Source organism: Amycolatopsis sp. w19, from assembly GCF_051373225.1.
GTDB lineage: Bacteria > Actinomycetota > Actinomycetes > Mycobacteriales > Pseudonocardiaceae > Amycolatopsis > Amycolatopsis japonica.
On the sequence record NZ_JBPQFM010000021.1, the window covers coordinates 1 to 25,924 of the forward strand.

The 25,924-nt window shown below is 69.4% G+C and carries 22 protein-coding genes; 19 read left to right on the forward strand and 3 right to left on the reverse strand.

Annotated features, from left to right (window positions below; all coding sequences use genetic code 11):
• From infB to ACSMFO_RS31735, 4 genes are all read left to right on the forward strand, one after another.
• Positions 1–2,016: translation initiation factor IF-2 (gene infB / locus ACSMFO_RS31720; protein WP_436461533.1), on the forward strand; the 2,016-nt coding region annotated here is incomplete at its 5' end.
• Between the two features lie 74 nt (positions 2,017–2,090).
• A complete protein-coding gene (locus tag ACSMFO_RS31725) occupies positions 2,091–2,384 on the forward strand; it encodes a DUF503 domain-containing protein (protein ID WP_016332602.1) in 294 nt (97 codons plus the stop codon).
• Between the two features lie 28 nt (positions 2,385–2,412).
• Positions 2,413–2,889, forward strand: coding sequence for a 30S ribosome-binding factor RbfA (gene rbfA, locus ACSMFO_RS31730; RefSeq protein WP_007029396.1), 477 nt, complete (start codon positions 2,413–2,415; stop codon positions 2,887–2,889).
• Between the two features lie 16 nt (positions 2,890–2,905).
• The gene (locus ACSMFO_RS31735) at positions 2,906–3,736 is read left to right on the forward strand and encodes an alpha/beta hydrolase (RefSeq protein WP_436461534.1); all 831 of its coding nucleotides are present in this window, start codon (positions 2,906–2,908) and stop codon (positions 3,734–3,736) included.
• Positions 3,737–4,023: 287 nt separating this feature from the next.
• Here the strand turns inward: ACSMFO_RS31735 and ACSMFO_RS31740 are convergent, their stop codons facing one another.
• The gene (locus ACSMFO_RS31740; protein WP_436461535.1) at positions 4,024–5,067 is read right to left on the reverse strand and encodes a TRM11 family SAM-dependent methyltransferase; all 1,044 of its coding nucleotides are present in this window, start codon (positions 5,065–5,067) and stop codon (positions 4,024–4,026) included.
• A 40-nt stretch (positions 5,068–5,107) separates the two neighbouring features.
• Here ACSMFO_RS31740 and ACSMFO_RS31745 point away from each other — a divergent pair, with 40 nt between their 5' ends.
• Complete coding sequence (locus ACSMFO_RS31745; protein WP_436461618.1) at positions 5,108–6,103, forward strand: DHH family phosphoesterase; 996 nt, start codon at positions 5,108–5,110, stop codon at positions 6,101–6,103.
• A 48-nt stretch (positions 6,104–6,151) separates the two neighbouring features.
• Positions 6,152–7,303, forward strand: coding sequence for a preprotein translocase subunit SecY (locus tag ACSMFO_RS31750; RefSeq protein ID WP_436461536.1), 1,152 nt, complete (start codon positions 6,152–6,154; stop codon positions 7,301–7,303).
• 5 nt (positions 7,304–7,308) lie between these two features.
• On the opposite strand, the gene ACSMFO_RS31755 is transcribed toward ACSMFO_RS31750, so the two are convergent.
• A complete protein-coding gene (locus ACSMFO_RS31755) occupies positions 7,309–8,622 on the reverse strand; it encodes an FG-GAP repeat domain-containing protein (RefSeq protein WP_436461537.1) in 1,314 nt (437 codons plus the stop codon).
• 64 nt (positions 8,623–8,686) lie between these two features.
• The gene (locus ACSMFO_RS31760; protein WP_436461538.1) at positions 8,687–9,985 is read right to left on the reverse strand and encodes an FG-GAP repeat domain-containing protein; all 1,299 of its coding nucleotides are present in this window, start codon (positions 9,983–9,985) and stop codon (positions 8,687–8,689) included.
• A 130-nt stretch (positions 9,986–10,115) separates the two neighbouring features.
• Here ACSMFO_RS31760 and ACSMFO_RS31765 point away from each other — a divergent pair, with 130 nt between their 5' ends.
• The 13 genes from ACSMFO_RS31765 (at position 10,116) to ACSMFO_RS31825 (ending at position 25,908) form a co-directional block, all read left to right on the forward strand.
• On the forward strand, positions 10,116–13,157 hold the full coding sequence (locus ACSMFO_RS31765) for a BTAD domain-containing putative transcriptional regulator (protein WP_436461539.1): 3,042 nt from the start codon (positions 10,116–10,118) through the stop codon (positions 13,155–13,157).
• 643 nt (positions 13,158–13,800) lie between these two features.
• Positions 13,801–14,469: a M15 family metallopeptidase gene (locus ACSMFO_RS31770; protein ID WP_436461540.1), complete on the forward strand. Its 669-nt coding sequence runs from the start codon at positions 13,801–13,803 to the stop codon at positions 14,467–14,469.
• A 9-nt stretch (positions 14,470–14,478) separates the two neighbouring features.
• Positions 14,479–15,801, forward strand: coding sequence for an MATE family efflux transporter (locus ACSMFO_RS31775; RefSeq protein ID WP_038516584.1), 1,323 nt, complete (start codon positions 14,479–14,481; stop codon positions 15,799–15,801).
• A 191-nt stretch (positions 15,802–15,992) separates the two neighbouring features.
• The gene (locus tag ACSMFO_RS31780; protein ID WP_436461541.1) at positions 15,993–17,303 is read left to right on the forward strand and encodes an MFS transporter; all 1,311 of its coding nucleotides are present in this window, start codon (positions 15,993–15,995) and stop codon (positions 17,301–17,303) included.
• 29 nt (positions 17,304–17,332) lie between these two features.
• Positions 17,333–18,256, forward strand: a complete 924-nt coding sequence (truB, locus tag ACSMFO_RS31785; protein WP_395862646.1) for a tRNA pseudouridine(55) synthase TruB — start codon at positions 17,333–17,335, stop codon at positions 18,254–18,256.
• A 38-nt stretch (positions 18,257–18,294) separates the two neighbouring features.
• Positions 18,295–19,257, forward strand: coding sequence for a bifunctional riboflavin kinase/FAD synthetase (locus ACSMFO_RS31790; protein ID WP_073846703.1), 963 nt, complete (start codon positions 18,295–18,297; stop codon positions 19,255–19,257).
• Positions 19,258–19,374: 117 nt separating this feature from the next.
• Positions 19,375–19,857: a helix-turn-helix domain-containing protein gene (locus ACSMFO_RS31795; RefSeq protein WP_038516575.1), complete on the forward strand. Its 483-nt coding sequence runs from the start codon at positions 19,375–19,377 to the stop codon at positions 19,855–19,857.
• Positions 19,854–20,363: an RNA 2',3'-cyclic phosphodiesterase gene (thpR, locus tag ACSMFO_RS31800; RefSeq protein WP_436461542.1), complete on the forward strand. Its 510-nt coding sequence runs from the start codon at positions 19,854–19,856 to the stop codon at positions 20,361–20,363. Before ACSMFO_RS31795 ends, thpR begins: the two co-directional genes overlap by 4 nt.
• 128 nt (positions 20,364–20,491) lie before the next feature.
• Positions 20,492–20,761 (forward strand): 30S ribosomal protein S15, encoded by a 270-nt coding sequence (rpsO, locus tag ACSMFO_RS31805; protein ID WP_003084034.1) that lies wholly within the window; start codon positions 20,492–20,494, stop codon positions 20,759–20,761.
• A 237-nt stretch (positions 20,762–20,998) separates the two neighbouring features.
• The gene (locus ACSMFO_RS31810) at positions 20,999–23,257 is read left to right on the forward strand and encodes a polyribonucleotide nucleotidyltransferase (protein WP_436461543.1); all 2,259 of its coding nucleotides are present in this window, start codon (positions 20,999–21,001) and stop codon (positions 23,255–23,257) included.
• A gap of 97 nt (positions 23,258–23,354) precedes the next feature.
• Positions 23,355–24,719: a M16 family metallopeptidase gene (locus tag ACSMFO_RS31815; RefSeq protein ID WP_360097230.1), complete on the forward strand. Its 1,365-nt coding sequence runs from the start codon at positions 23,355–23,357 to the stop codon at positions 24,717–24,719.
• Positions 24,716–25,462, forward strand: coding sequence for a 4-hydroxy-tetrahydrodipicolinate reductase (gene dapB / locus ACSMFO_RS31820; protein ID WP_073846706.1), 747 nt, complete (start codon positions 24,716–24,718; stop codon positions 25,460–25,462). Before ACSMFO_RS31815 ends, dapB begins: the two co-directional genes overlap by 4 nt.
• Positions 25,459–25,908, forward strand: coding sequence for a tetratricopeptide repeat protein (locus ACSMFO_RS31825; protein ID WP_037343089.1), 450 nt, complete (start codon positions 25,459–25,461; stop codon positions 25,906–25,908). The genes dapB and ACSMFO_RS31825 overlap by 4 nt, the downstream gene beginning before the upstream one ends.
• Positions 25,909–25,924 lie beyond the last annotated feature (16 nt).

Sequence of the window (25,924 nt, forward strand, 5' to 3'; positions counted from 1 at the left end):
GGCGGTGGTCCCGGTGGCGGCGGCGGTGCCCCGGCCGGTGGCGGCGGTTTCCGTGGCGGCGGCGGCCGTGGCGGCCCCGGTGGCCGTGGCGGTACCGCGGGTGCCTTCGGGCGTCCCGGTGGTCCCTCGCGCAAGGGCCGCAAGTCGAAGCGGCAGAAGCGCCAGGAGTACATGGACAACATGCAGGCGCCCAGCGTCGGTGGTGTCCGTCTGCCCAAGGGGCAGGGCGAGACGATCCGCCTGCCGCGTGGTGCCTCGCTGACCGACTTCGCCGAGAAGATCGACGCCAACCCGGCTTCGCTGGTGCAGGTGCTCTTCCACCTCGGCGAGATGGTCACCGCGACGCAGTCGGTGTCCGACGACATCCTGGAACTGCTCGGCGGCGAAATGAACTACAACGTTCAGGTCGTCAGTCCCGAGGAAGAGGACCGGGAGCTGCTCGAGACCTTCGACATCACCTACGGCGAAGACGCGGGTGAGGAAGAGGATCTGCAGGTCCGTCCGCCGGTCGTGACCATCATGGGTCACGTCGACCACGGTAAGACCCGCCTGCTCGACACGATCCGCAAGACGAAGGTGCGCGAAGGTGAAGCCGGTGGCATCACCCAGCACATCGGCGCCTACCAGATCGAGACCGAGCTCGAAGGCAACCCGCGTCTGATCACCTTCATCGACACCCCGGGTCACGAGGCGTTCACCGCCATGCGTGCCCGTGGTGCCAACTCGACCGACATCGCGGTGATCGTGGTGGCGGCCGACGACGGTGTGATGCCGCAGACGGTCGAGGCGATCAACCACGCGCAGGCCGCCAAGGCGCCGATCGTGGTCGCGATCAACAAGATCGACAAGGAAGGCGCGAACCCGGACAAGATCCGGCAGCAGCTGACCGAGTACGGCCTGGTCGCCGAGGAGTACGGCGGCGACACGATGTTCGTCGAGATCTCCGCGCGGCAGAACATCAACATCGACGGCCTGCTCGAGGCGATCCTGCTGACCGCCGACGCCGCGCTGGACCTCCGGGCCAACCCGGACATGGAGGCCCAGGGTGTCGCGATCGAGGCCCACCTCGACCGCGGCCGCGGTCCGGTGGCCACGGTGCTGGTCCAGCGAGGCACGCTGCGCGTCGGTGACTCGGTCGTGGCGGGTGACGCCTACGGCCGCGTCCGCCGGATGGTCGACGAGCACAACGTCGACGTCACCGAGGCGTACCCGTCGCGTCCCGTCCAGGTCATCGGGTTCACCTCGGTGCCGGGTGCGGGCGACACCTTCCTGGTGGTCGACGAGGACCGCGTCGCCCGGCAGATCGCCGAGCGCCGCTCCGCCCGGACGCGCAACGCCCTCAACGCGTCGCGTCGCAAGCGGGTCAGCCTCGAGGACCTCGACTCCGCCTTGAAGGAGACGAACAGCCTCAACCTGATCATCAAGGGTGACAACTCCGGTACCGTCGAGGCGCTCGAAGCCTCGCTGGTGCAGCTCGAGGTCGGCGACGACGTCGAACTCAACGTCGTGCACCGCGGTGTCGGTGGCGTCACCGAGTCCGACATCGACCTGGCGACCGCGTCCGACGCGATCGTCCTGGGCTTCAACGTCCGTGCGCAGGGCAAGGCGACCGAGCGGGCCACCCGCGAAGGCGTCGACGTCCGGTACTACACGGTCATCTACCAGGCGATCGAGGAGATCGAGCAGGCTCTGAAGGGCATGCTCAAGCCGGAGTACGAAGAGGTCGAGCTCGGCAAGGCGGAGATCCGCGACGTCTTCAAGTCGTCGAAGATCGGCACCATCGCCGGTTGTCTCGTCGTCTCGGGCGAGATCCGCCGCAACGCGCGGGCCCGTCTGCTCCGCGACGCGACCGTCATCGCCGAGAACCTGCCGATCAGCTCGCTGCGGCGGTTCAAGGACGACGTGGTCGAGGTTCGCGACGGGTACGAGTGTGGTCTGACGCTGGGGTCGTACAGCGACCTCAAGGTCGGCGACATCATCGAGACCTACGAGCAGCGCGAAAAGCCGCGTGCGTAAGTGACACGGGCGGCGCTCCTCCGCATCTGGGCGGGGGAGCGCCGCTTCACCTTCGAAACAACCCAGAACCCCACATGTTCGTAGGAGCTCTTGAGCTCGACATCCTGCTGGGCGACGTCCATTCGCTCAAGCAGAAGCGATCCGTGATCAAACCGGTGCTGGCCGAGGTGCGCAGGCGTTTCGACGTCTCCGTCGCCGAAGCGGGCCATCAAGACCTGCACCGGCGCGCGCTGATCGGTGTGGCCGTGGTCGCGGCGAGTGGCGAGCACGTTCGTGACGTGCTCGACTCGTGTGAGCGCCTCGTGGCCGGGAGGCCGGAGTTCGAACTGCTCTCCAGCCATCGCCGGCTGCTCGGCCCGGATGACTAAAGAAGATCTTTCGAGGAGACGAAATCCCATGGCCGACCCCGCTCGGGCTCGTAAGCTCGCCAAGCGGATCTCGCAGATCGTCGCGCACGCGATCGAGCACGACATCAAGGATCCGCGGCTCAACCACGTGACGATCACCGACACGAAGATCACGGCGGATCTGCACGACGCCACGGTCTACTACACGGTGCTCGGCGAAAACCTGGAGTCCACGCCCGACCACGCCGGTGCCGCCGCGGCGCTCGAATCCGCCCGTGGCGTCCTGCGCACGAAGGTCGGTCAGGGCACCGGAGTCCGCTACACTCCGACGCTGGCCTTCGTGGCCGACAGTATTCCTGAGGACGCCAAGCGCATCGAAGACCTTCTCGCGAAGGCGCGGGAAGCGGATGCCGAGGTCGCCCGGCGGGCCACTGGGGCGCAGCACGCCGGCGAAGCCGACCCGTACAAGCCGCCGCGGGAAGAGGCCGAAGACGATGAGTTCGCCGACGAGGAGACCCGTCGCTGAGGGACCGGACCACGCCGTGAGCCGGCGTGGTCTCCTGCTGGGAGCCGCGGCTCTCGGCGGCTCGGCGCTGATTTCCGCTTGCGGCGCCGAGAAACCACCCCTGGTGGGGCCGCCGCCGGTGGCCCCACCGACCACGCCGACGCCGCTCACCGAAGCGGTCACGGTGCAGAAGATGCGGTCGGCGGCGCGGAACCGCGACGTCAACCTCGTCATCATCGCGCCGGACGGCGTGTCCCGGGTCGGGATGCCGGTCTGCGTCGCCCTGCACGGGCGCGGCGCGGACGCCCGGACGTTCCTGAACCTGGGCGTGCAGGATGCGCTGAACCGGGCCGTCGCGTCCGGGCTGCCCGGTTTCGCGGTGGCCGCCGTCGACGGGGACAACTACTGGGTGGACGTCGGCAAGGACGACGACCCGCAGCGGATGCTGTCCGACGAGCTGCCCGGCTGGCTCGCCCAGCGCCAGCTGCGGCCGCCGTCGGCGATGTTCGGGATCTCGATGGGCGGATTCGGCGCACTGCGCTACGCCCGCGACCACAAGAACCTCAAGGCCGTCGCCGTCGCCGGCGCGGCGCTGTTCGTGAGCTGGCCCGATGCCAAGTCCCGCAAGGTCTTCGAGGATCGCGCGCAGTGGGAATCGCATGAGCCGCTACTGCACACCGGCGACCTTTCCGCCGAAGTGACCGGCGTGTGGTGCGGGAATTCGGATCCCTTCGCCCGCGCCGACCGCAAACTCATCAAGGCACTGGACCCCGCCGTCGCGAAGATGACCCCAGGCGCGCACAACGACGACTATTGGCGCGAGATCATGCCCGACGTGCTGAAGTTCGTGGGGGACCGCATCGCCTGACCCCGCGTTTCGTCCTCTGAATGCGATAGTGCGCGATGCCGACCACCGCATTCAGAGGACGAAACGCGGGCGGGGCAGGCAACACCTCGTGCCATGAAAGGTCCTTTCCTTGCAAAATTTGCCAGGAAAGGACCTTTCATGGCGTTGGTGAGCGCGACCTTCCGGCGACCGTGTCGCGAAAGCCACTTTCGGGACATCAGACGTCGCGAAAGTGGCTTTCGCGACAGGCCACGGAGGTAGTGCGCGATGCCGACCACCGCATTCAGAGGACGAAACGCGGGAGGGGACTAGAGAGGTTTGGCGGCGACGATCAGGTCCCGCACGATCGCCTGGTCCACCCGGTGGGCGAAGCCGGCGTACGGGCCGTCCTCCCGGACCTCCAGGCCCGCCTTGTCCAGGATCGCGGCGAGTTCCTCGCGCGGCGCGACATTGGTGTTCCACGAGATGCCGAGCGCGCCGCCCGGGCGCAGCACCCGCGTCCACACCGGGACCGCAGCGGCGAGCAGATCGCGCGGGCTGCGCGCGAGCGACGCGTCCTGGGTGCGGTGGCTGCCGTGCTGCACGCCGTACGGGGCGTCGGTGACGATGAGGTCCACCGAGTTCGGCCGCAGCAGTTCGTCGGTGGTGAGCGTGTCGCAGTTGAGGTAGGTCAGCCGGCGCACTTCGCCCGCCTTGTACCGCTCCTTGGTGATCCCGAAACCGATGTCGAGCCGCCTGCCGAGCCGGACCTTGTTGCGGCGCACCTGACCGGATTCGGCGCTGTGCTTGATCCGCTTCTGCTTCAGCCAGGTCTTGACGAACATCTCGTAGGCGTCGAAATCCTTGCCGTCGACGTCGAGCCCGGTGGCGTCGAAGCCGTACATCATCGCCTGGTTCAGCGTGGTGCCGCGGCCGCAGAGCGGGTCGAGCAGGTGCAGCGGCTCGTCCAGCATCGCGGCCGGCTCCGCCCTCGACAGCAGGGTGACGTTGACGAGGAGTTTGGTGAACAGCTCGTTCGTCTTGCCCGGATACTTCTGGATGGTCAGCAGATCCGAGTCGAAGTTCGCGAGCGGGCTGATCGTCACCGGCTTCAGGACGCCGTCGCCGAGTTCGAACAGCGCGTACAGCGCCGAAAGGTTCGACAGGAGCGCGAGATCGCGCTCGCTCAGCGGGGCGGGCGTGGTGAAGGTGAGGTAGCCGACGCCGCCGAGTTCCGTCTCGCCGATCCCGGAGATCTCGGTCTCCAAAGCGGACAGGCCGAACACCGCCAGCTCCGCGCGCAGGAGGGCCGGGGTGGAGTCGGTGTAGACCCGGTTGGCGGACGGGTAGACCAGGATCGCGTACTCGGACATCCGGTAGAGCGTAGCTTGACTGATTGTGACAGCCACTCCAGTGCCGAACCTGAAGGAAGCCGCCGCCCTCCTGGCGCGCGCCACCGACGTGACCCTGCTCGGCCATGTCCGCCCGGACGCCGACGCGCTCGGCAGCGCGCTGGCGCTGGGCCGGGCGCTTCAGCTGCGCGGCGTCAAGGTCCGCGTCTCCGTCGGCGAGCCCGAGGAGATGCCCGAAACCCTGCGGAGCCTGGACGTCGGCGGGCTCTACGTCCCGGCGAGCGAGCTGCCGGAGAGCGAGCGGTTGCTGGTCGCGCTCGACACGCCCACGCCGGGCAGGCTCGGGAAACTCGCGCCGCGGGTGGACGCCGTCCGCGCGGCGGGTGGCGACGTCCTGGTGATCGACCACCACGCGTCCAACGTCTTCTACGGCACGCACCACGTCGTCGACGACACCGCCGAAGCCACCGCGGTCCTCGTCTTCGCGTTGCTGGAGGAGCTCGGCACCGCGATCGACGAGCCGATCGCGCGCTGCCTGTACGCGGGGCTGGTCACGGACACGAGCGGGTTCCGCCGGGCCCGGCCTTCCACCCATCTCATGGCCGCGAAGCTGCTCGAAGCCGGTGTAGACCCGGACAAGGTGGTCCGCGAGATCGTCGACGACCACCCGTTCGCGTGGTTGCCGATGCTTTCGGAGGTCCTCGCGGGCGCCCGGCTCGAACCGGACGAGGCTCGCGGCTTCGGCCTCGCGCACGCGGTCGTGACGCTCGACGTCGCGCGGTCCGTCCGTGCCGAAGAGGTCGAAGCCGTCGTCGACGTCGTCCGGTCCACTCGCGAGGCCGGCGTCGCGGTGGTGCTCAAGGAGGCCGAGCCGATCGGGCCACAGCGGCGATGGACGGTCTCGCTCCGTTCGGCGGGCGGCGTCGACGTGTCGGCCGCGGCCGGGGAACTGGGCGGCGGAGGACATCGCCAGGCGGCTGGCTGCACCGCTGAGGGCACGCCCGACGAGGTGCTCGGCAAGCTCCGGGAGGCCTTGTCGAGGGCACCGCTGCTCTGACGAACGGTGTCATCGTAATTTCATCGGTGGTTCCTAACGTGAGCCACGATGAACGACAGAACCTCCCTCCGCCGCCGGATCCTGGTCACGCTGGGCGTGATCGTGGTGTTCCGGCTGGGTCAGAGCCTGCCCACGCCCCAGCCGGCCCGCCCGCCGCTGAGCGATCATTCGTGGCGTTGGATCCTCGACCTCCTCACCGGCGGTCGCCTGGCCACGGTGTTCGGGTTCGGTGTCCTTCCCTGCCTGGTCGCCCCGTTCGTCCTGCGAGCGCTGATCGTCCTGCTCCCGCGGCTGGCGGCGCTCCGGGCGGAAGGTGAAGCAGGCGCCCGGGTGCTGACGCGGTACCGGCGACGGCTCGTCGTCGTGCTCGGCCTGCTGAGCGCCGTCGGCTTGGTCGTGTCCGGCGGGCAGGACGTTCTGGACGGAGCCGTGACGGTGGCGTGCCTGACGGCGGGTACCGCGGTGGTCCTTCGGCTGACCGAGCTGATCACCGACCAGGGTTTCGGCAACGGCGTCCGGATCCTGCTGCTCGCCCAGGTCCTGGCGGTGCTGCCGCCGGAGTTCCTGCGCCTGTACGAAAAGACGGGCTGGGCCGCCAGCGTGGTCATGGCCGTGGTGACACTGGCGGTCACCGTGATCACGATCGCCGTCGCGCAGGGGCAGCGCCGCGTTCCGGTGCAGTACGCGAAGCGGATGATCGGCAGGCGCGCGTTCGGCGGGACGCCGTCCTACATTCCCCTTCGCTTCTCCCAAGCGAACAGCCCGGCCGTGCTCGCCGCGGTCCTGCTGTGGGTCCTTCCCTTCGGTCTGGGAGGTCCTTGGTGGATCGCGGTCTACTTCGTCCTCGTCTGCCTCTTCGCCTTCGTCAGGGCGGCCGTGGCGCAGGACATGGACAAGGTGGCGGGCGAGCTGGTGCGGGTAGGCGGTTTCGTCCCCGGGATCCGGCCGGGGAACTGGACCGCCGAGTACCTCGATCACGTGAACCGCCGGATCATCGCCTTCGGGGCGTTCAGCCTGGGAGTGGTCGCGCTGATCCCGGTCGCCGGTCTGGCCCTGCTGGGCGTCACCCCGGCGACGCTGTTCGTCGCCGGGGTGACCCTGCAGGTGGTGCTCGTCTTCCTGGTCGGTGTCTCGCTCGACACCACGCGGCAGATCGAGTCGCTGCGCCTGCAGCGGCGGTACCAACCGTTCCTCCGCTGACCGTTTCAGAAGTGCGGGAGCCACCCGCCACCGAGAGCGTCGGCAGGACCGAACTTGTTGCCGCCCTTGCCGTTCCACAGATACAGCGTGCCGCTGGTCTTGTTGATGGCGCCGATGTCGCTGTGGCCGTCCTTGTCGACGTCGCCGAGGGACATCAGCGTGGCGTGGTAGTCGCCCCAGCCGCTTCCGACGGCGTCGGCGGCGCCGAACTTGTTGCTTCCCTTCCCGTTCCAGATGTAGAGCGTGTTGCCGTCCCGCACCGCCGCCAGATCGGTTTTGCCGTCGTTGTCGAAGTCGCCCGCGATGGGTGCGGTGAAGGGTTCCCAGCCGCCGCCGATGGTGTCGGCGGGGGTGAAGTGGTTGCCGCCCTTGCCGTTCCAGATGTACAGGGTCCCCTCCTTGACCGCGGAGAGGTCGCTGATGCCGTCGTTGTCGAAGTCTCCGGCGACGGGTGCGGTGAAGGGTTCCCAGCCGCTTCCGACGGCGTCCGCGGCGCCGAATTTGTTGCCGCCCTTGCCGTTCCAGACGTAGAGCGTGCCGTTCTTCACCGCGGCGAGGTCGGTCTTGCCGTCCTTGTTGAAATCACCGGCGGCGGGCCGGGTGAAGCCTTCCCAGCCGCCACCCACGGGGTCTGCGGTGCCGAAGTTGTTGCTGCCTTTGCCGTTCCAGATGGTCAGGGTGCCGGTTCCGGTGGCGTAGATGTCGCCGATGCCGTTGCCGTCGAAGTCCCCGCCGTCCGCGGTCGAGCGCTGCCACAGCGCGCTGACGATCTTCTGCGCGTCACCGGCCTCCGTCTGGTAGCGGTCCGGGTAGGCCGAGACCTGCACCGCCTGGCACACCTCGCCGATCGGCGCCGAGCTCCAGGACCCGTTCGGGTACACCCGCACCATCTTGTCGAGGAAGGCGTTGGTGGCCCAGACGGGGTTGAGCCGGTTCGTCGCGCTGCCCCAGGACGCGCGTTGCTGGAACAGGCCGAGGCTGTCGTGATCGACCTCCTCGCTGATGTTCTGGAGACTCGTCTCGACGATCACCGTGGCGATGGCGATGGCCGCGGCTCTCTGGCTCAGCCCGCGATCGCGGACGGCGTCGACGACCATGCGGGCGCACGACATCCGGTACGCGGTCAGGTATCCCCGCATCTTCGCGGTCAGGGTGCCGTTCAGCTGCGTGGCCAGGGCGGCGTCGCCGCTGGTCGTGCCCGAGCGGTCGCACGGGGCCGTCGCGTAGGCAGCGGTCACCAAGCCGGCCGGTTCCTCTTCGGCCTGCGCGACGGGGGACAGGGCGGTGATCGCGAAGACGGTCAGGGCTGCCGTGGTCACACGGCGGGTGAAGTTCTTCGACACTGGTCGACCCTCCTAGGTCGTGGGGTGGGGACGGAACCGGTCAGAAGTGGGGGAGCCAGCCGCCACCCAGGGCGTCGGCGGGGCCGAATTTGTTGCCGCCCTTGCCGTTCCAGAGGTAGAGGGTGCCGCTGGTCTTGTTGATGGCGCCGAGGTCGGAGTGGCCGTCCTTGTTGACGTCGCCGAGGGACATCAGGGTCGCTTGGTAGTCGCCCCAGCCACCGCCGAGAGCGTCGACGGCACCGAACTTGTTGTCGCCCTTGCCGTTCCAGATGTGGAGGGTGCCGTCCTTGACGGCGGCGAGGTCGCTCTTGCCATCGTTATTGAAGTCGCCCGCGATGGGCGCGGTGAAGGGTTCCCAGCCGCCGCCGATGGTGTCGGCGGGGGTGAAGTGGTTGTTGCCCTTGCCGTTCCAGATGTAGAGCGTGCCGTCCTTGACCGCGGAGAGGTCGCTGATGCCGTCGTTGTCGAAGTCTCCGGCCACCGGTGCGGTGAAGGGTTCCCAGCCGCTGCCCACGGCGTCCGCGGCGCCGAATTTGTTGCCGCCCTTGCCGTTCCAGACGTAGAGCGTGCCGTTCTTCACCGCGGCGAGGTCGGTCTTGCCGTCCTTGTTGAAATCACCGGCGGCGGGCCGGGTGAAGCCTTCCCAGCCGCCACCCACGGGGTCTGCGGTGCCGAAGTTGTTGCTGCCTTTGCCGTTCCAGATGGTCAGGGTGCCGGTTCCGGTCGCGTAGATGTCGCCGATGCCGTTGCCGTCGAAGTCCCCGCCGTCGAGGGACTTCTCGATGACCTTGTCGTAGCGGATACCGCGGTAGGTGGTCATCTCCGACCAGGAGTTGGTGTTGTGGTTGGTCTTCTGGCCGTAGTCGTTCTCGGAGTAGACCCAGGCACCCGCCGAGTGGTCCTTGGGGTCGACCCACTTCTCGAACAGCTCGATGTGACCGTTCTTGAGCAGTGCGTCACCGGGCAGCAGATCGTGCAGGCTCGGCAGCCAGGACTTGTGCGAGTAGGACTCGAAGTCGCCGGTGTTCAGGTCCCAGCCGTCGGATTTCTTGGGCAGATGCCAGGCCATCGCGACGAGACCGGAGCAGTCGGGCCGGTACTTGCCGCCGGTGCCGTCGGAGATCGCGTCCGCCTGGTTCTGGCTGTACCAGGTGTCGCCGCGGTCGTACCAGTACTTGGCGCGGGCGATGATCTCGGCGCGCGTGATCACGCCGCCCACTGTGGACGCGGCACTCGCCTCGTTCCGCGTGCCGAACGTGAGCAAGCCTGCGACGAGGGTCACGAGGGCCATGAGCGCGGCGGCGAACCGGACCGCTCTGGGAGAACCGGAGCTGTTCATGACGACCTTTCCTGAGCATGATGTGGAGTGGACGACACAGAGGCTCCGGGAGGCCGCTGTAGCCACGCTTCAACGCGGGCTACAGCGAGAGGGGCGCGCTGTGGCTGGATCCGCTCTGGGGGAGGGACGGATGAGGTTTTCTCTGCTCGGGCCGATGGAGGTGGCGGGCCCGTCGGGGCCGATCGCGCTCCCGGGGGTCAAACCGCGCACGCTGCTCGCCGCGCTGCTGCTGGGCTCCGGCCGGACGGTGCCCGCCGACCGGCTGATCGGCGTGATCTGGGGCGAGGAGCCGCCCACGACCGCCCGCGCGGTGGTGCAGACGTATGTCGCGACGCTGCGCCGGGCGTTCGACGCGGCGGGCTTGCCGCAGGTGATCGTGTCCGATCGGAACGGCTACCGCGCCGACGTCGCCGAGGACGCCCTCGACGTGCGGATGTTCGAGCGGCTGGTGGAACGGGGACGGCAGGCCGCGCAGAACGGCGACCACACCGAGGCGGCGGATCTCTTCCGCACCGGCCTCGCCCTGTGGCGGGGCCCCGCGCTCGGCGGGATCGGGGAGTCGTTCCTGCGTGCCGAAGCGACCAGGCTGGACGAGCTGCGGCTGACCGTCACCGAGGAACGGGTCGACGCGGACCTGGCGGCGGGACAGGGGCCGCGGCTGCTCGCGGAACTCACCGAACTGGTCGCCCTGCATCCCACGCGGGAGCGGCTGCGCGGCGGGCTCATGGTCGCGTTGTACCGATCCGGACGGCAGGCCGAAGCGCTGGAAACCTACGAACGCGGCCGGAAGGTGCTGGCCGACGAGCTGGGCATCGATCCCGGCCCGGAGTTGCGTCAGGTGCACGAGTCGATCCTGCGGTCCGACACCGCCCTGCTCCCGGCCGTCACCTCCCGGACGCCGCGGCAGCTGCCGTCGCCGCCACCCGACTTCACCGGGCGGGCCCCCGAACTCGCGGCGCTGCGCGCGACCTTGGTGCGGCCCGGCGGGATGCCGGTCGCCGTCGTCTCCGGCGCGGGCGGCGTGGGCAAGTCCACTTTGGCGCACCGGGTCGCGCACGAGATCGCCGAGCACTTCCCCGACGGGCAACTGCACCTCGAACTCCACGGCTCCACCGACAGTCCCGCGACCGCCGAAGAGGTACTCGGCCGTGTCCTGCGCGACTTCGATCCCGCGACCACGCCGCCCAGCTCCCTCGACGAGCGCGTCGCCCGTTATCGGACGGTGCTCGCCGGTACCCGCACGCTCGTCGTGCTCGACGACGCCGCGAACGAGGCCCAGGTCCGGCCGCTGCTGCCCGGCGGCCCGGGGTGCGCGGTGGTCGTCACGTCGCGCAACCGGCTTCCCGCACTGGCGGGCGCGACGTTCTGCGAACTGGGGGTGCTGCCCGCGGACGCCGCGCTCGACCTGCTCACCCGCATCGTCGGGGCCGAACGCGCCAGCACCGAGCCCGCGTCGGCCGCCGAGATCACCGAGCTGTGCGGTCAGTTGCCGCTCGCGATCCGCGTCGCCGGTGCACGGCTGGTGTCCCGGCGGCAATGGTCGTTGTCCCGGCTGGCGAACCGGCTGGCCCAGGAACAGCGCCGCCTCGACGAACTGGTGGTCGGCGACCAGGAGGTGCGGGCCAGTATCAACCTGAGCTACACGCTCCTGCCCAAGGCGGCGCGGACCGCGTTGCGACGGCTGGGTTTGCTCGGTCTCGCGCATTTCCCCGCGTGGGTCGCCGCGGCGGCGATGGAGGCCGACCCGGACGACGCGGAGCAGGTGCTCGAAGACCTCGTCGACGTGTCGCTGCTCGAAGTCGACGGCGTGGATCCCTTGGGACTCATGCGTTACCGGCTGCACGACCTCGTCCGGCTGTTCGCGCTGGAACGCGCCGTCGAGGAGGAGCCCGCCGCGGACCGGGCGGCCACCGTCGAGCGGGTGCTGGGTGCCTGGATCTGGCTGGTCGACCGGATCAACGAGACCCTGCCGCCGGTCGTGCCGTCGATCCAGGGCGCCTCCCGGCTGGGCCGTCCCGTCGCCGAGGAGATCGCGCGGCGGGTCGTGGCCAGGCCGTACGAATGGTTCCGCGCCGAGGAGGAGGCGATGACCACCGCCGTCGAACTGGCGGCGGCGCTGGACCTGGTCGACATCGCGGTCGGGCTCTCGTCGGCCTTGTGCGGCACCGCGTTCGGCGGGCACAACCGGGTGCTCGACGATTCGCTCGGCTCCTGGCGCCGCACCCACGACGCGGCGCTCACCGCCGCCCGCCGCACCGAAAACGCCTTGGGTGAGGCGACTTTGCTGGCGGGGCTCGGGCAGCTGTACTACGAACACGACGACTTCCCCCGGTCCCGCGCGCATCTGAGCCAGGCGCTGTCGATGTTCCGCGCCGCGGGCGACGTCCGCGGCGAGGCCGCCACCCTCGCCGCGCTCGGCGCCGCCTGCCGAGAGCAGGGCTACCTGCCCGAGGCGGTGCACTTCCTCGATCGAGCCGGGCGGATGTGGTCCGAACTGGACGATCCGGGGGCGATGGGCCACGTCCACCGGCTGGCCGGCACGGTGCGGCTGGAGCTCGGCGAATACCCGGGAGCGCTGACCGCGCTGACCGAGGCGCGCGCGTCGTTCGCGGCGGCGGGCTCGCGGCGCGGCGAGGGACTGACCTTGCGCAGCCTGTCGCTGTATCACCGGGCCCGTGGTGAGTGGGCCGAAGCCGAGGGGTTCGCGCGTGCCGCGCTCGCGGTGTTCGAGGGCACCGAAGACCGGATGCTGGCCGCGTATTCCGAACGCGCGCTGGCCAAGGCGTTGCTGCGGCGCGGGGATTCGGTCGCGGCGCGGCGGCTGGCGGACAACGCGCTGGAGGTCTGCCGTGAACTCGGCGATGCCTTCGGCCACGCGTGCACGCTCCGCGTCGTCGGGGAGGTGCATCTCGCGGAAGGCCGGTTGTACCAAGCGAAAGACTGCCTGGAGGACTCGCTCCGGCGGTGGACCGACCTGCGCGCCGAACTGTTCCGGGCACGGACCCTGCGCACGCTCGCGGAGGTCCACGACGCGCTCGGCGACGTGCCTGCCGGGGAGCGGATGACTGCGGAGGCGTGCGAGATCTTCCGGACCTACGGTGCTCGGGAGTATCAGGAACTCTCCGCTGTAACCGGGCTAGGCAGAGGCGGCGTTTCGCGGCGTTTGAATTGAGTGGTGAGGCAACGGTGTCTTGTCGGGTGGCGAGTCCGTGAAGGCCTCCTTGAGGGACCCAGAGTCCCTCAAGGAGGCCTTCACGGCGAACTAGCATTTGTGTACCGACGTGTGACCGGCGTGGGAGCGAGAGTCTGGTTGTCGTCGCGGTGGCCGTCCTGGTCGTGAAGCTTGATCGTGCCGGTCACGCCCCGGGGCGGACGACCGAGTAAGGAAGATCCCGGACGTTGGACGGCCGGAATCTTCCCCACTCACTCAAGACCACAGCCAGCATTACGCCTCCCTCACCAACGGGGTCGACCGTGGAGGGTTCAGGACGCACAACGTCCCGAATCCTCCACACTCGGCCCGGCCACACCATCGGGTCAGCAAATACGGGTTCACCAAGGAGGCCTTCACGGACCGGCTCTCGGTGGCGATCAGCAGGGTGAAGGGGACTTTCCCCTCATTGCATGAGCGGAAAGTCCCCTTCACCCCGGTCTTGCGGTCCTTGTGGGTGGCGGAGTCCCGGGAGGTGTTGCGAAAGCCACTTTCACAACATCCGGAGCCGGCACGCCGAGGGGCGGCGCTCCAACCCTTTGCCCTATCTCCGCTGTAACCGGGTTACAGCGTTCCTGAAGGACGCTCGTGGACAGTGGGGTCCATGTCTTCGTTCGTGTCGTTGTCGGATCCTCACATCGCCGCCGTGCCCGTCCGGGAATGCGGGGAACCCCTGGTGGACCTGCGGGAAACCGGCGCCATCCGGATCGATCCCCGGCTCGCCGACGAACGGGGCGTCTTCGCGCACGTGCGGCTCAGCGTCGCGGACCGGCTCGTCGCGGCGCAATGCCAGCTCCCGCGCGGGCTGCGGCTGCTCGTCGTCGAGGGATTCCGGCCGAGGGAGGTGCAGGAGCGGTACTTCGCGGACAGCATGGCCCGGATCGCGCGCGCCAACCCGGAGTGGTCGTCCGGGCGGGTGGCCGCCGAAGCCGCAACCTACGTCTCACCACCCGAGGTCGCGCCGCACGTCGCCGGGGGAGCGGTGGACCTCACGCTGTGCACCGTCGACGGCGTCGAGCTGCCGATGGGGACCGACGTGAACGCGACACCGCCGGAGTACGGGACGGAATGCTTCACCGAGTCCGCGCTGATCGACGCCGAAGCACACGAGAACCGGGAAACGCTCATCGACGCGATGACCACGACCGGATTCGTCAACTATCCGAGCGAATGGTGGCACTGGTCCTACGGGGACCGGTACTGGGCGTTCACGACCGGGGTGAAGCACGCCCGCTTCGGTCCAGCGGATGGGACTGTCGTACCAGACCTTTAGTCTCCAGGGGTGCCTGAAGCTTCCGAACCCGACGAACGCGTCCCGCCGAAACGCGTCCTAGGCCTCGCTGTGCCCGCGCTCGGCGTCCTCGCCGCCGAACCGCTGTACGTCCTGGTGGACACGGCCGTCGTCGGGCATCTCGGCGCGCTGCCGCTGGCGGGTCTCGCCGTCGGCGGTGTCGTGCTGTCGCAGGTTTCGAGCCAGCTGACGTTCCTGTCGTACGGCACCACGTCGCGGACGGCGCGGCTGCACGGCGCCGGCCGTCGTGGTGACGCCGTGCGCGAAGGCGTCCAGGCGACCTGGCTGGCGGTGATCGTCGGGCTGGTGGTGATCGTCGCCGGGCAGTTGCTGGCCGCGCCGATCGCCCGCGTCCTGTCCGGGGACGCCGCGATCACCGACGCCGCCGTCTCCTGGCTGCGGATCGCGCTGTTCGGCACGCCGTTCATCCTGATCACGATGGCGGGCAACGGCTGGATGCGCGGCGTGCAGGACTCCGCGAAACCGTTGCGCTATGTCCTGGCGGGCAACGGGATCTCGGCCGTGCTGTGCCCGGTGCTGGTGTACGGCGCGGACTGGGGGCTGGAAGGTTCGGCGATCGCGAACGTCGTCGCGCAGGTGATCTCGGCGTCGCTGTTCATCGCGGCCCTGGTGCGGGAGCGGGTCCCGCTGCGCCCGGAGCCGAAGGTGATGCGCGCCCAGCTCGGCCTCGGGCGGGATCTGGTGCTGCGCAGTCTCGCGTTCCAGGCGTGCTTCGTCTCGGCCGCCGCGGTCGCCGCACGGACGTCCACCGAGGCCGTCGGCGCGCATCAGGTCGTACTGCAGCTCTGGACGTTCCTCGCGCTGGTGCTGGACTCGCTCGCGATCGCCGCGCAGTCGCTCGTGGGCGCCGCGCTCGGCGCCGGGGCGAGCAAACGGGCGCGCGGGGTGTCGAACCAGATCACCGTCTACGGCCTGGTGTTCGGCTGCTTCCTCGGTGTCGTGTTCGCATCGGTCGCCGGGGTGCTGCCGCGAGTGTTCACTTCGGACGCGGCCGTACTCGGCCAGATCCCGCACGCCTGGTGGTTCTTCGTCGCGCTGCAACCGATCGCCGGGGTGGTGTTCGCGCTCGACGGCGTCCTGCTCGGCGCGGGCGACGCCGCCTTCCTGCGCAACGCGACCCTGCTCAGCGCGGCGGTCGGGTTCCTGCCGCTGATCTGGCTGTCGCTCGCCTTCGGCTGGGGGCTGGCCGGGATCTGGACCGGGCTCTCGCTGTTCATGCTGCTGCGGCTGGCGACCCTGCTGGTGCGGTGGCGCTCGGGCCGGTGGGCCGTGGAAGGCGCCGTCCGCGTTTAGTCCTCTGGATGCGGTCCTTGCGCGCGCAACTACCGCATCCAGAGGACGAAATGTGGTGGGGGTGGTCTTGTGCTGTGGCGAAAACCACCCGGGTAACGGGTATGTTTCGCCGTTGCTTAGGAGCTACAACTATATGAGGCGGCAGTGCGGGCGTCTCTCACCGCCCGAAACCGCGCCCAAGGAGGACCACTGTGACAGGCCGAGCCACCCGCCGGTCCTGGTTCATCTGGTTGGCCGCCGTCACCGTCTACCTCCTCGCCGTCTTCCACCGCACCTCGTTCGGTGTCGCCGGGCTCCAGGCCGCGGACCGGTTCGGGGTCGGCGCCGCCGCGCTCGGCACGTTCACCGTCCTGCAGGTCGGCGTCTACGCCGCGATGCAGATCCCCACCGGCGTCCTCGTCGACCGCTACGGCCCGCGACGGGTGCTCACCGGCGCCGTGTTCTTCCTCGGTCTCGGCCAGATCCTGCTCGCGGTCGCCGATTCCTACCCGCTCGGCCTGCTCGCCCGCGCCGTCGTCGGCTTCGGCGACGCCCTGACCTTCGTGAGCATCCTGCGGCTGATCGCCGCGCATTTCCCCGGCCGCCAGTACGCCCTGCTCGCCGCGCTGACCGGGGCCATCGGGTACGTCGGCAACCTCGCCGCGACCCTCCCGCTCGGCCTGCTGCTCGACGGTCCCGGCTGGACCCCGACGTTCCTCGCCGTCGGCCTGGTGACGGCGCTTTACACCGCCGTCGTCGCCCTCCGCGTCGAAGACATCCCGCGCGGCCTGCCGGAGCCCGTGCGCGAAAAGGTCCACCCGAAGGTGCTGGGCCGCCAGGTCGCCGACGCGTGGCGCACGCCGGGGACCCGGCTGGGTTTCTGGGTCCACTTCAGCACGATGTTCGCGCCCAACGTGCTGACCATGCTGTGGGGTGTCCCGTTCCTGGTGCAGGGGCAGGGATATCCGAAGGCCACCGCGAGTTCGCTGCTGATCGTGTTCGTGTTCGGCTCGATGATCGGCGGCCCGGTGATCGGCGGGCTGATCGGACGGCGCCCGTCGCTGCGGATGCCGATCGTCGGCTGGTACATCGGCGGCGCCGCGGTGATGTGGGCGGTCCTGCTCGGCTGGAGCGGGACGATGCCGGTCGCCGTCCTGGTCCCCGTGTTCGCGTTCCTTTCCCTCGGCGGCCCGGTATCGATGATCGGTTTCGCGCTGGCACGGGACTACAACCCGCTCGCGCGCGTCGGCACCGCGACCGGGGTGGTGAACGTCGGCGGCTTCGTGGCCACGACGATCTCGGCGCTCGCGGTCGGTGTCCTGCTGGAGTGGACGGGCGGCACGTTCCGCCTGGCGCTGCTGTCGGTCATCGCGGTGCTCGCGTTCGGCACCTTCCGGATGCTCGTGTGGTGGCGGCGTACCCGCGCCGTGCTGTTCGAGGCGGAGGCCCGCGGCGAGGCGATCCCGGTGCAGATCCGGCGCCGTCGCTGGGACGCCGAAGCGCCGCTGCCCGTCTCGTCCTAGGCAGAGAGCCGAAAGATAGGGTTCGGCCCGTGTCGCGCCCCAATCAGGCTCAAGCCAGCAAACGTCCCGCCCCGCCGCCCGGTCTCGTCATCGTCGACAAACCGTCCGGGATGACCTCCCACGACGTCGTCGCCAGGGCGCGGCGCTTCATGGGCACCCGCAAGGTCGGGCACGCCGGCACCCTCGACCCGATGGCCACCGGTGTCCTCGTGCTCGGCATCGAACGCGCGACGAAACTCCTCGGCCACCTGGCCCTGGACCGCAAGACCTATCTCGCGACCCTCTCCTTGGGACTGTCCACCACGACCGACGACGCCGAGGGCGAGCCGATCGCCGAAGCCGCCCCGGACGTCGTCGAGAAGATCACCGATGAGGCGATCGCCGCCGGGATCGCCGCGCTGACCGGCGACATCCAGCAGGTGCCGAGCGCGGTCAGCGCGGTGAAGATCGACGGCAAGCGCGCGTACGCCCGCGTCCGGGCGGGTGAAGAGGTCGTGATCCCGCCGCGGCCGGTCACCGTGCACCGGTTCGATCTGCTCGCCACGCGCCGCGAGGCCGGCCGGATCGAACTCGACGCGATCGTCGAGTGTTCGTCGGGGACCTATGTCCGGGCACTGGCCCGCGATCTCGGCGCCGGACTGGGTGCCGGCGGACATCTGCTCGCGTTGCGGCGCACCACGGTCGGGCCGTTCACGCTCGCCAAGGCCCGCACCCTCGACCAGCTCGAAGACAAGCCGGAGCTGTCGCTGGACCTCGACGCCGCCGTCGCCGCGGCGTTCCCGCGCCGCGATCTGGACGCCCGCACGGCGCAGGCGGTCCGATATGGACAGAGGGTGCCCGCGGCCGGGATCGCGGGCACGTACGGGATGTTCGGACCGGACGGCCGGGTGCTCGCGCTCGCCGCGGACGAAGGCGAACTGGCCCGGTCGGTGGTCGTGTTGCTGCCCGCCTAGGGTGGTGCACGGAGCTGGCCTGGAGAGACGGGGCACAAGTGCAGCGTTGGCGTGGTTTGGGTGACCTCCCCGGGAGCTGGGGACGGTGCGTGGTGACGATCGGCGTCTTCGACGGCGTGCACCGCGGTCATCAGGAGCTGATTTCGAGGACGGTCCGAGCCGCCGCCGAACGCGGCGTGCCGAGCGTGGTGCTGACCTTCGACCCGCATCCGTCGGAGGTGATCCGGCCGGGCAGCCATCCCGCGCAGCTGACCACGTTGCGCCGCAAGGCGGAACTGGTCGAGGGCCTGGGGGCGGACGTCTTCTGCGTGCTGCCGTTCACCCTGGAGCTGTCGCGGCTGACGGCGCACGAGTTCGTCCACGAGGTGCTGGTGGACAAACTGCACGCGGCCGCGGTGATCGTGGGGGAGAACTTCACCTTCGGCGCCAAGGCGGCCGGTGACGTCGCCCTGCTCCGCACGCTGGGGAAGCGGTTCGGTTTCGTGGCGCAGGGCGCGGAACTGCAGGGTCTGCTCGCGCAGGAGCAGGCGGACAACGACATCACGTTCTCCTCGACCTACGTCCGCTCGTGCATCGACGCGGGGGACGTCGTGGCGGCGTCCGAGGCGCTCGGGAGGCCGCATCGGCTGGAGGGCATCGTCGTCCGGGGCGACGGCCGGGGGCACGACCTCGGTTACCCGACGGCGAACCTGTCGACGCCGCGTTTCGCGGCGGTGCCCGCCGACGGTGTCTACAGCGCTTGGTTCACCCGTTCGTCGGATTCCGGCCGCCGGCTGCGCGCCGCCGTGTCCGTCGGGACCAATCCGACCTTCTCCGGGCGGGAGCGCACCGTCGAGGCCTTCGTCCTCGACATCGACGAGGATTTCTACGGACAGCACGTTTCGCTCGATTTCGTCGCCAAGCTGCGGGATCAGGTCCGGTTCACGACGTCGGAAGGTCTGGTGAAGCAGATCGACGAGGACGTCGCGCGGACCAGGGAACTGCTCGGCGAGCAGGACTGACCGGACCCGGCCCCGGCCGGACGAGAATCGACAAACACGCCCGCCTGGGTGCGTTCCGGTGGCAAGATGTCACGGACCGCGCGCATGGCGTTCGATGGGGTTAGGGGAGCGGACCAGGTGGAGGACCACAAGATCGTCCAGCGGAACATAGCGCTGCAGAAGGAGTGGTACGGGGAACCGCTCGGCGATCGCGTGCGGAGACTGGTCGTCGCCTTCGACATCTCCCAGGCCTTCCTCGCCGAGGTCCTCGGCATCAGCGCCCCCATGCTCAGCCAGGTGATGAGTGGCCGTCGCGCGAAGATCGGGAACCCGGTCGTCCTCGCCAAGATGATCATGCTGGAGCGCAAGGTGCTCGTCCCAGCGGTCGCCGCGGGCGATCGCAAGGCCATGCAGGAGGCATTGGAAGACGTCCGCGACTCGCGGCCGACGGTGGGCCGGGACAGCATCCCGGTCGGTGCCGTCGCCGACGACCAGGGCGTGCTCGTCGCGCTGCGGGACATCGGCGAGGACGAAGACCTCACCGAGGCCGCGAAGCTGCTCGACGAAGATTTCCCGTCGCTGGCGGACCTGCTGCGCCGGGCGGCCAAGAACGGTTCGTGACCCTCTTCAGTGCGCTGATCCCGCCGGACGGCGTCCTCGACCAGGTCTCCGCCGCGGTGGGCACTCCCGGAGGCGACGGTTTCCGCTGGTCGCCGCGCGAGGATTGGCACGTCACCCTCGGTTTCTACGGCGCGGACGACCCGGCGGAACGAGGCGACTGGCTCGCCGGACGGCTGACGGGCGCGGGCCCGCTCGACCTCCGGCTGGAAAAGGCCGCGACATTCCCCGGGGTCCTGTGGTTGAGTGTGTCCGGAACCGGGCTCCACGAGCTGGCCCTGCGGGCCGGCGCGGAGAGTGAGGGCAGGCCGTACGTGGCCCACCTGACACTGGCCCGCTTCCCCCGCGACCGGCCGGACGCCGCGAGCGCGTGGGAGGAGCGGCTGGCCGGGTTCACCAGTGAGACTTGGACGGCGACCGAGGCCGTTCTGATGAGCAGTGACCGTGAGCAGGGCGTCTCGCGCTACCGGGTGATCCGGTCGTACGCGCTGAACCACGCCCGCGACTGAAGCCGCTGATCACGAGGCTGGTAACCTCGATGATTGGGTCCGGCTGCAGTCCGTGGCGGCCGTGACCGTCTCACCCGGCGTGAAGCATCGTCCGGGCCGCACGGCACAGAGTATCTAGGAGCACCACTGTGGCTTTGTCCACCGAAGAGAAGAAGTCGATCCTTGCCGAGTACGGCGTGCACGACTCGGACACCGGATCCCCGGAGGCCCAGGTCGCGCTGCTGACCAAGCGCATCGTCGGCCTCACCGAGCACCTCAAGGCTCACAAGCACGACCACCACTCCCGTCGCGGGCTTCTGCTGCTGGTCGGCCGCCGCCGCCGGCTGCTGAACTACGTGATGAAGGTGGACATCGAGCGTTACCGTGCGCTGATCCAGCGCCTCGGCCTGCGCCGATAGCTTGAACCCGAGGGGGAGTGACCACATCGGTCGCTCCCCCTCGGTCCAAGTACACAGAAACACGCGGCGCGAGCGCGCACGAGGAACCGTCCGCCGGTCCTCGGTAGTGGTTCCCGGGCAACGGCCCGGGGGCTTCGATCGAAGACCGGCCTCACTCCTCGAGCGTCCGCAGGCGAAACAGGTCCCAGGGTGGGAGACTCGCGCCGTTACAGAGGATCAAAAGAGGAGATACACCCTATGACCGACTCCACCGGAGTCACCGTGCACGAAACCGAAGCCGTGATCGACAACGGCCGTTTCGGCACCCGCACCGTTCGCTTCGAGACCGGCCGCCTGGCCCGTCAGGCCGCCGGCGCCGTCGTCGCGTACCTCGACGAAGAGACCATGCTGCTCTCGGCGACCACCGCGTCGAAGCACCCGAAGGACCACTTCGACTTCTTCCCGCTGACCGTGGACGTCGAGGAGCGGATGTACGCCGCCGGACGCATCCCCGGCGCGTTCTTCCGTCGCGAGGGCCGCCCGTCGACCGACGCGATCCTGACCTGCCGCCTGATCGACCGGCCGCTGCGCCCGTCGTTCGCCGACGGTCTCCGCAATGAGATCCAGGTCGTCATCACCGTCCAGAGCCTCAACCCGGACGACCCGTACGACGTGCTCGCGATCAACGCGGCCTCGGCCTCGACGCAGATCGCCGGCCTGCCGTTCTCGGGCCCGGTCGGCGGCGTCCGCGTCGCGCTGATCGACGGCCAGTGGGTCGCGTTCCCGACCTGGAAGCAGCTCGAAGAGGCCACCTTCAACATGGTGGTCGCCGGCCGCATCGTCGGTGACGACGTCGCCATCATGATGGTCGAGGCCGAGGGCACCGAGCAGACTCTCGACCTGATCGCCGCGGGCGGCAAGGCGCCGGACGAGATCGCCGTCGCCGAGGGCCTCGAGGCCTCGAAGCCGTTCATCAAGGTGCTGTGCGAGGCCCAGCAGCAGCTGGCCGAGCTGGCCGCCAAGCCGACCGGCGAGTTCCCGGTCTTCCTCGCCTACGAGCAGGACGCCTTCGACGCCGTCGCCGCCATCGCGACCGACGACCTCGCGAACGCCCTGACCATCGCGGGCAAGCAGGACCGCGACAACGCGACCGACCAGGTCAAGGCCGCGGTGCTGGAGAAGATCGGCCTGGGCGAGGGCGAAGCCTTCCAGGGCCGTGAGAAGGAGATCGGCGCGGCGTTCAAGGCCCTGTCGAAGAAGATCATGCGCAAGCGCGTCCTCACGGACAAGATCCGCATGGACGGCCGCGGCCTGACCGACATCCGCTCGCTCGCCGCCGAGGTCGCCGTGATCCCGCGGGCGCACGGTTCCGCACTCTTTGAGCGTGGAGAAACGCAGATCCTGGGCGTCACCACGCTGAACATGCTCCGCATGGAGCAGCAGATCGACTCGCTCTCCCCGGAGACCACGAAGCGGTACCTGCACCACTACAACTTCCCGCCGTTCTCCACCGGCGAGACCGGCCGCGTCGGTTCGCCGAAGCGGCGCGAGATCGGCCACGGCATGCTCGCCGAGCGCGCCCTCGTGCCGGTCCTGCCGAAGCGGGACGAGTTCCCGTACGCGATCCGCCAGGTCTCCGAGGCGCTGGGCTCCAACGGCTCCACCTCGATGGGCTCGGTCTGCGCCTCGACCATGGGTCTGCTGAACGCGGGTGTCCCGCTGAAGGCGCCGGTCGCCGGTATCGCCATGGGCCTCATCTCCGACGAGGTCGACGGCGAGACCCGCTACGTCGCGCTGACCGACATCCTGGGCGCCGAAGACGCCATGGGCGACATGGACTTCAAGGTCGCCGGCACCAAGGACATCATCACCGCGCTCCAGCTCGACACGAAGCTCGACGGCATCCCGTCGGAGGTCCTCGCGGCCGCGCTGAAGCAGGCGAAGGACGCTCGCCTCACCATCCTGGAGGTCATCGCCGAGGCGATCGACGGCCCGGACGAGATGAGCCCGTACGCGCCGCGCGTCACCAGCGTGAAGATCCCGGTGGACAAGATCGGCGAGGTCATCGGCCCGAAGGGCAAGATGATCAACTCGATCACCGAGGAGACCGGCGCCGACATCTCCATCGAGGACGACGGCACGATCTACGTGGGCGCGGCCGACGGCCCGTCGGCGGAGGCGGCGATCGACAAGATCAACGCCATCGCCAACCCGCAGCTGCCCAAGGTCGGCGAGCGCTTCCTCGGCACCGTGGTGAAGACGGCCGCGTTCGGCGCGTTCGTCTCGCTGCTGCCGGGCAAGGACGGCCTGGTGCACATCTCGAAGCTGGGCAACGGCAAGCGGATCGCCAAGGTCGAGGACGTGGTCAACGTGGGCGACAAGCTCCGCGTCGAGATCGCCGACATCGACAACCGCGGCAAGATCAGCCTGATCGTGGTCAAGGAAGACGACGCTGCCGACACCGCCGAGAAGCCCGCCGAGGGCGACAAGGCCGAGGCCCCGAAGGCCGACGCGTAGTAGTCCTGGCTAGACCGATGTGAAACGTCAGGAAAGGGTCGTTCAGGACATTTATCGTCCTGAACGACCCTTTCCTGACATGTGAGTAAGGAATCCGTTGGCTCGTCAGGTTCCCGGGCACGAACAGCCCGTCGGCAGCACCCGCACGCTGGAGTCCACTTCGGACGGAGCGGTGGTCAAACGCAGTGTGCTGGCCGGTGGCCTCCGGGTCATCACCGAGCACGTTCCCGCGTCCCGGTCGGTGACGGTCGGGCTGTGGGTCGGCGTCGGATCGCGCGACGAGCCGTCGTCGGTCGAGGGCGCGGCGCACTACCTCGAACACCTGCTGTTCAAGGGCACCACGAACCGGGACGCCACCCAGATCGCCGAAGAGATCGACGCGGTCGGCGGGGAGTTCAACGCGTTCACCGCGAAGGAGCACACCTGCTACTACGCGCAGGTGCTCGACGAGGACCTGCCGCTCGCGATGGACCTCGTCACCGACGTCGTGTTCGAGGCGCTGTGCACGGACAAGGACGTCGAGACCGAGCGCAGTGTCGTGCTCGAAGAGATCTCGATGCGCGACGACGACCCCGAAGACCTGCTGCACGAGACGTTCGTCGGCGCGATCCTGGGCAACCACGCGCTCGGGCGTCCGGTGCTCGGCAGCGAGAAGTCCATCATCGAGATGTCCGCTTCGGCGCTGCGCGGGTTCTACCGGCGCCGCTACACGCTGCCGAGGATGGTGCTCGCGGTCGCCGGGAACATCGAGCACGGCCAGGTACTTCGCTTGGTGCGCAAGGCTTTGCGGAACCGGCTGACCGGAACGGCGACCCCCGTGCCGCCGCGTGGCGGGCGGGCGCGGATCGCGATGGCGCCGAAACTCGCACTGCACACCGACGACACCGAGCAGGCGCACGTGATGCTCGGGCTGCGTTCGCTGTCGCGGCACGACGACCGGCGGTTCGCGCAGTCGGTGCTCAACGCCGCGCTCGGCGGCGGGATGAGCTCGCGCCTGTTCCAGGAGGTCCGCGAAAAGCGCGGCCTGGCGTATCAGGTGTATTCGTCCGTCGCGAGCTACGCCGACGCCGGGCACATGGCCGTGTACGCGGGTTGCCAGCCGGAGAAGCTCGGCGAGGTCGCCGGCGTGATCCGCGAGGTGCTCGAACTCGTCGGCAAGGACGGGCTGAGCGAAGCCGAGGTCGCGCGGGCGAAGGGGCAGTTGCGGGGCGGGCTCGTGCTCGGCCTCGAAGACACCTCGTCGCGTATGTCGCGGATCGGCAAGAACGAACTGAACTACGGCCGCTATCTCGGCGTCGACGACACTGTGGCGCGGATCGACGCCGTCACCACCGAAGAGGTCTGTGCGCTCGCTCGCACTCTGCTCGCCCGCCCTGGTGGCGTCTCGGCGGCGGCGGTGGTCGGGCCGTACGCTCACGCCGACGACCTTCCGGACGATCTGCACGAGGTGATCGCATCATGACCGCTGGGATTCGCGTCGGCGTGCTGGGCGCACGCGGCCGGATGGGCCAGGAAGTGGTGAACGCCGTCAACGGCGCCGACGACATGGAACTCGTCGCCGCGCTCGACGCCGGTGACGACTTCGCGGCGCTCAAGCAGGCGCAGGTCGTCGTCGACTTCACCCACCCCGAAGCGGTGATGGGCAACCTCGAGTTCCTGACCGGCAACGGGATCCACGCCGTGGTCGGCACCACCGGGTTCAGCGAGGAGCGGCTGGAGAAGCTGCGCTCGTGGCTCGCGGCCGACCCGTCGCTCGGCGTGCTCATCGCGCCGAACTTCGCGCTCGGCGCGGTGCTGGCGATGCGGTTCGCCCAGCAGGCGGCGCGGTTCTACAACTCGGCCGAGGTCATCGAACTGCACCACAACCGCAAGGCCGACGCGCCTTCCGGCACCGCCGCGCACACCGCGCGGTTGATCGGCGAGGCCCGCGCGGAAGCCGGTCTCGCTCCCGGTGAAGACGCGACGACGTCCGAAGTGGACGGTGCCCGCGGCGCGCTCGTCGACGACGTCCGCGTGCACTCGGTCCGGCTCCCCGGGCTGGTGGCGCACGAGGAGATCCTGTTCGGCGGCGAAGGGGAGACCCTGACCATCCGGCACGACTCGCTGCACCGCACGTCGTTCATGCCGGGTGTGCTGCTCGGTGTCCGCTCGGTGCTCACGCGGCCCGGCCTGACGGTCGGTCTCGAGAACATCCTCGACCTGTGAGGGCCCGCAACTTCGCGCTGGTGATGACGGCGGCGCTGGCCGTCTATGTCGTCCTGCTGGCGGGCCGGGCCATCGCGTTGCTGCGCACCGGCGAGACGGTGCCGGTGATCTTCGGCATCGGCGTCCTGCTGCTGCCGGTGCTCGGGATCTGGATCATCGTCACCACGTGGCGTTCCGGCGTCCAGATCCAGCGGCTCTCGCGGCGGCTGGACGAGGAAGGCGGCCTTCCCGACGTCTCCGATCTGCCGCGGCGGCCCTCGGGCCGGGTGGATCGCGACGCCGCGGACGCCTGGTTCGACGAACGCCGCGCCGAGGTCGAGGCGGATCAGGAGAACTGGCGCGTCTGGTACCGGCTGGCGTACGCGTACGAGATCGCCGGAGACCGGAAACGGGCCCGCGCGACGATGCGGCGCGCCGTGGAACTCGAAGCCGCCTCCCGCACTTAGAGGACTAAATGCGTGA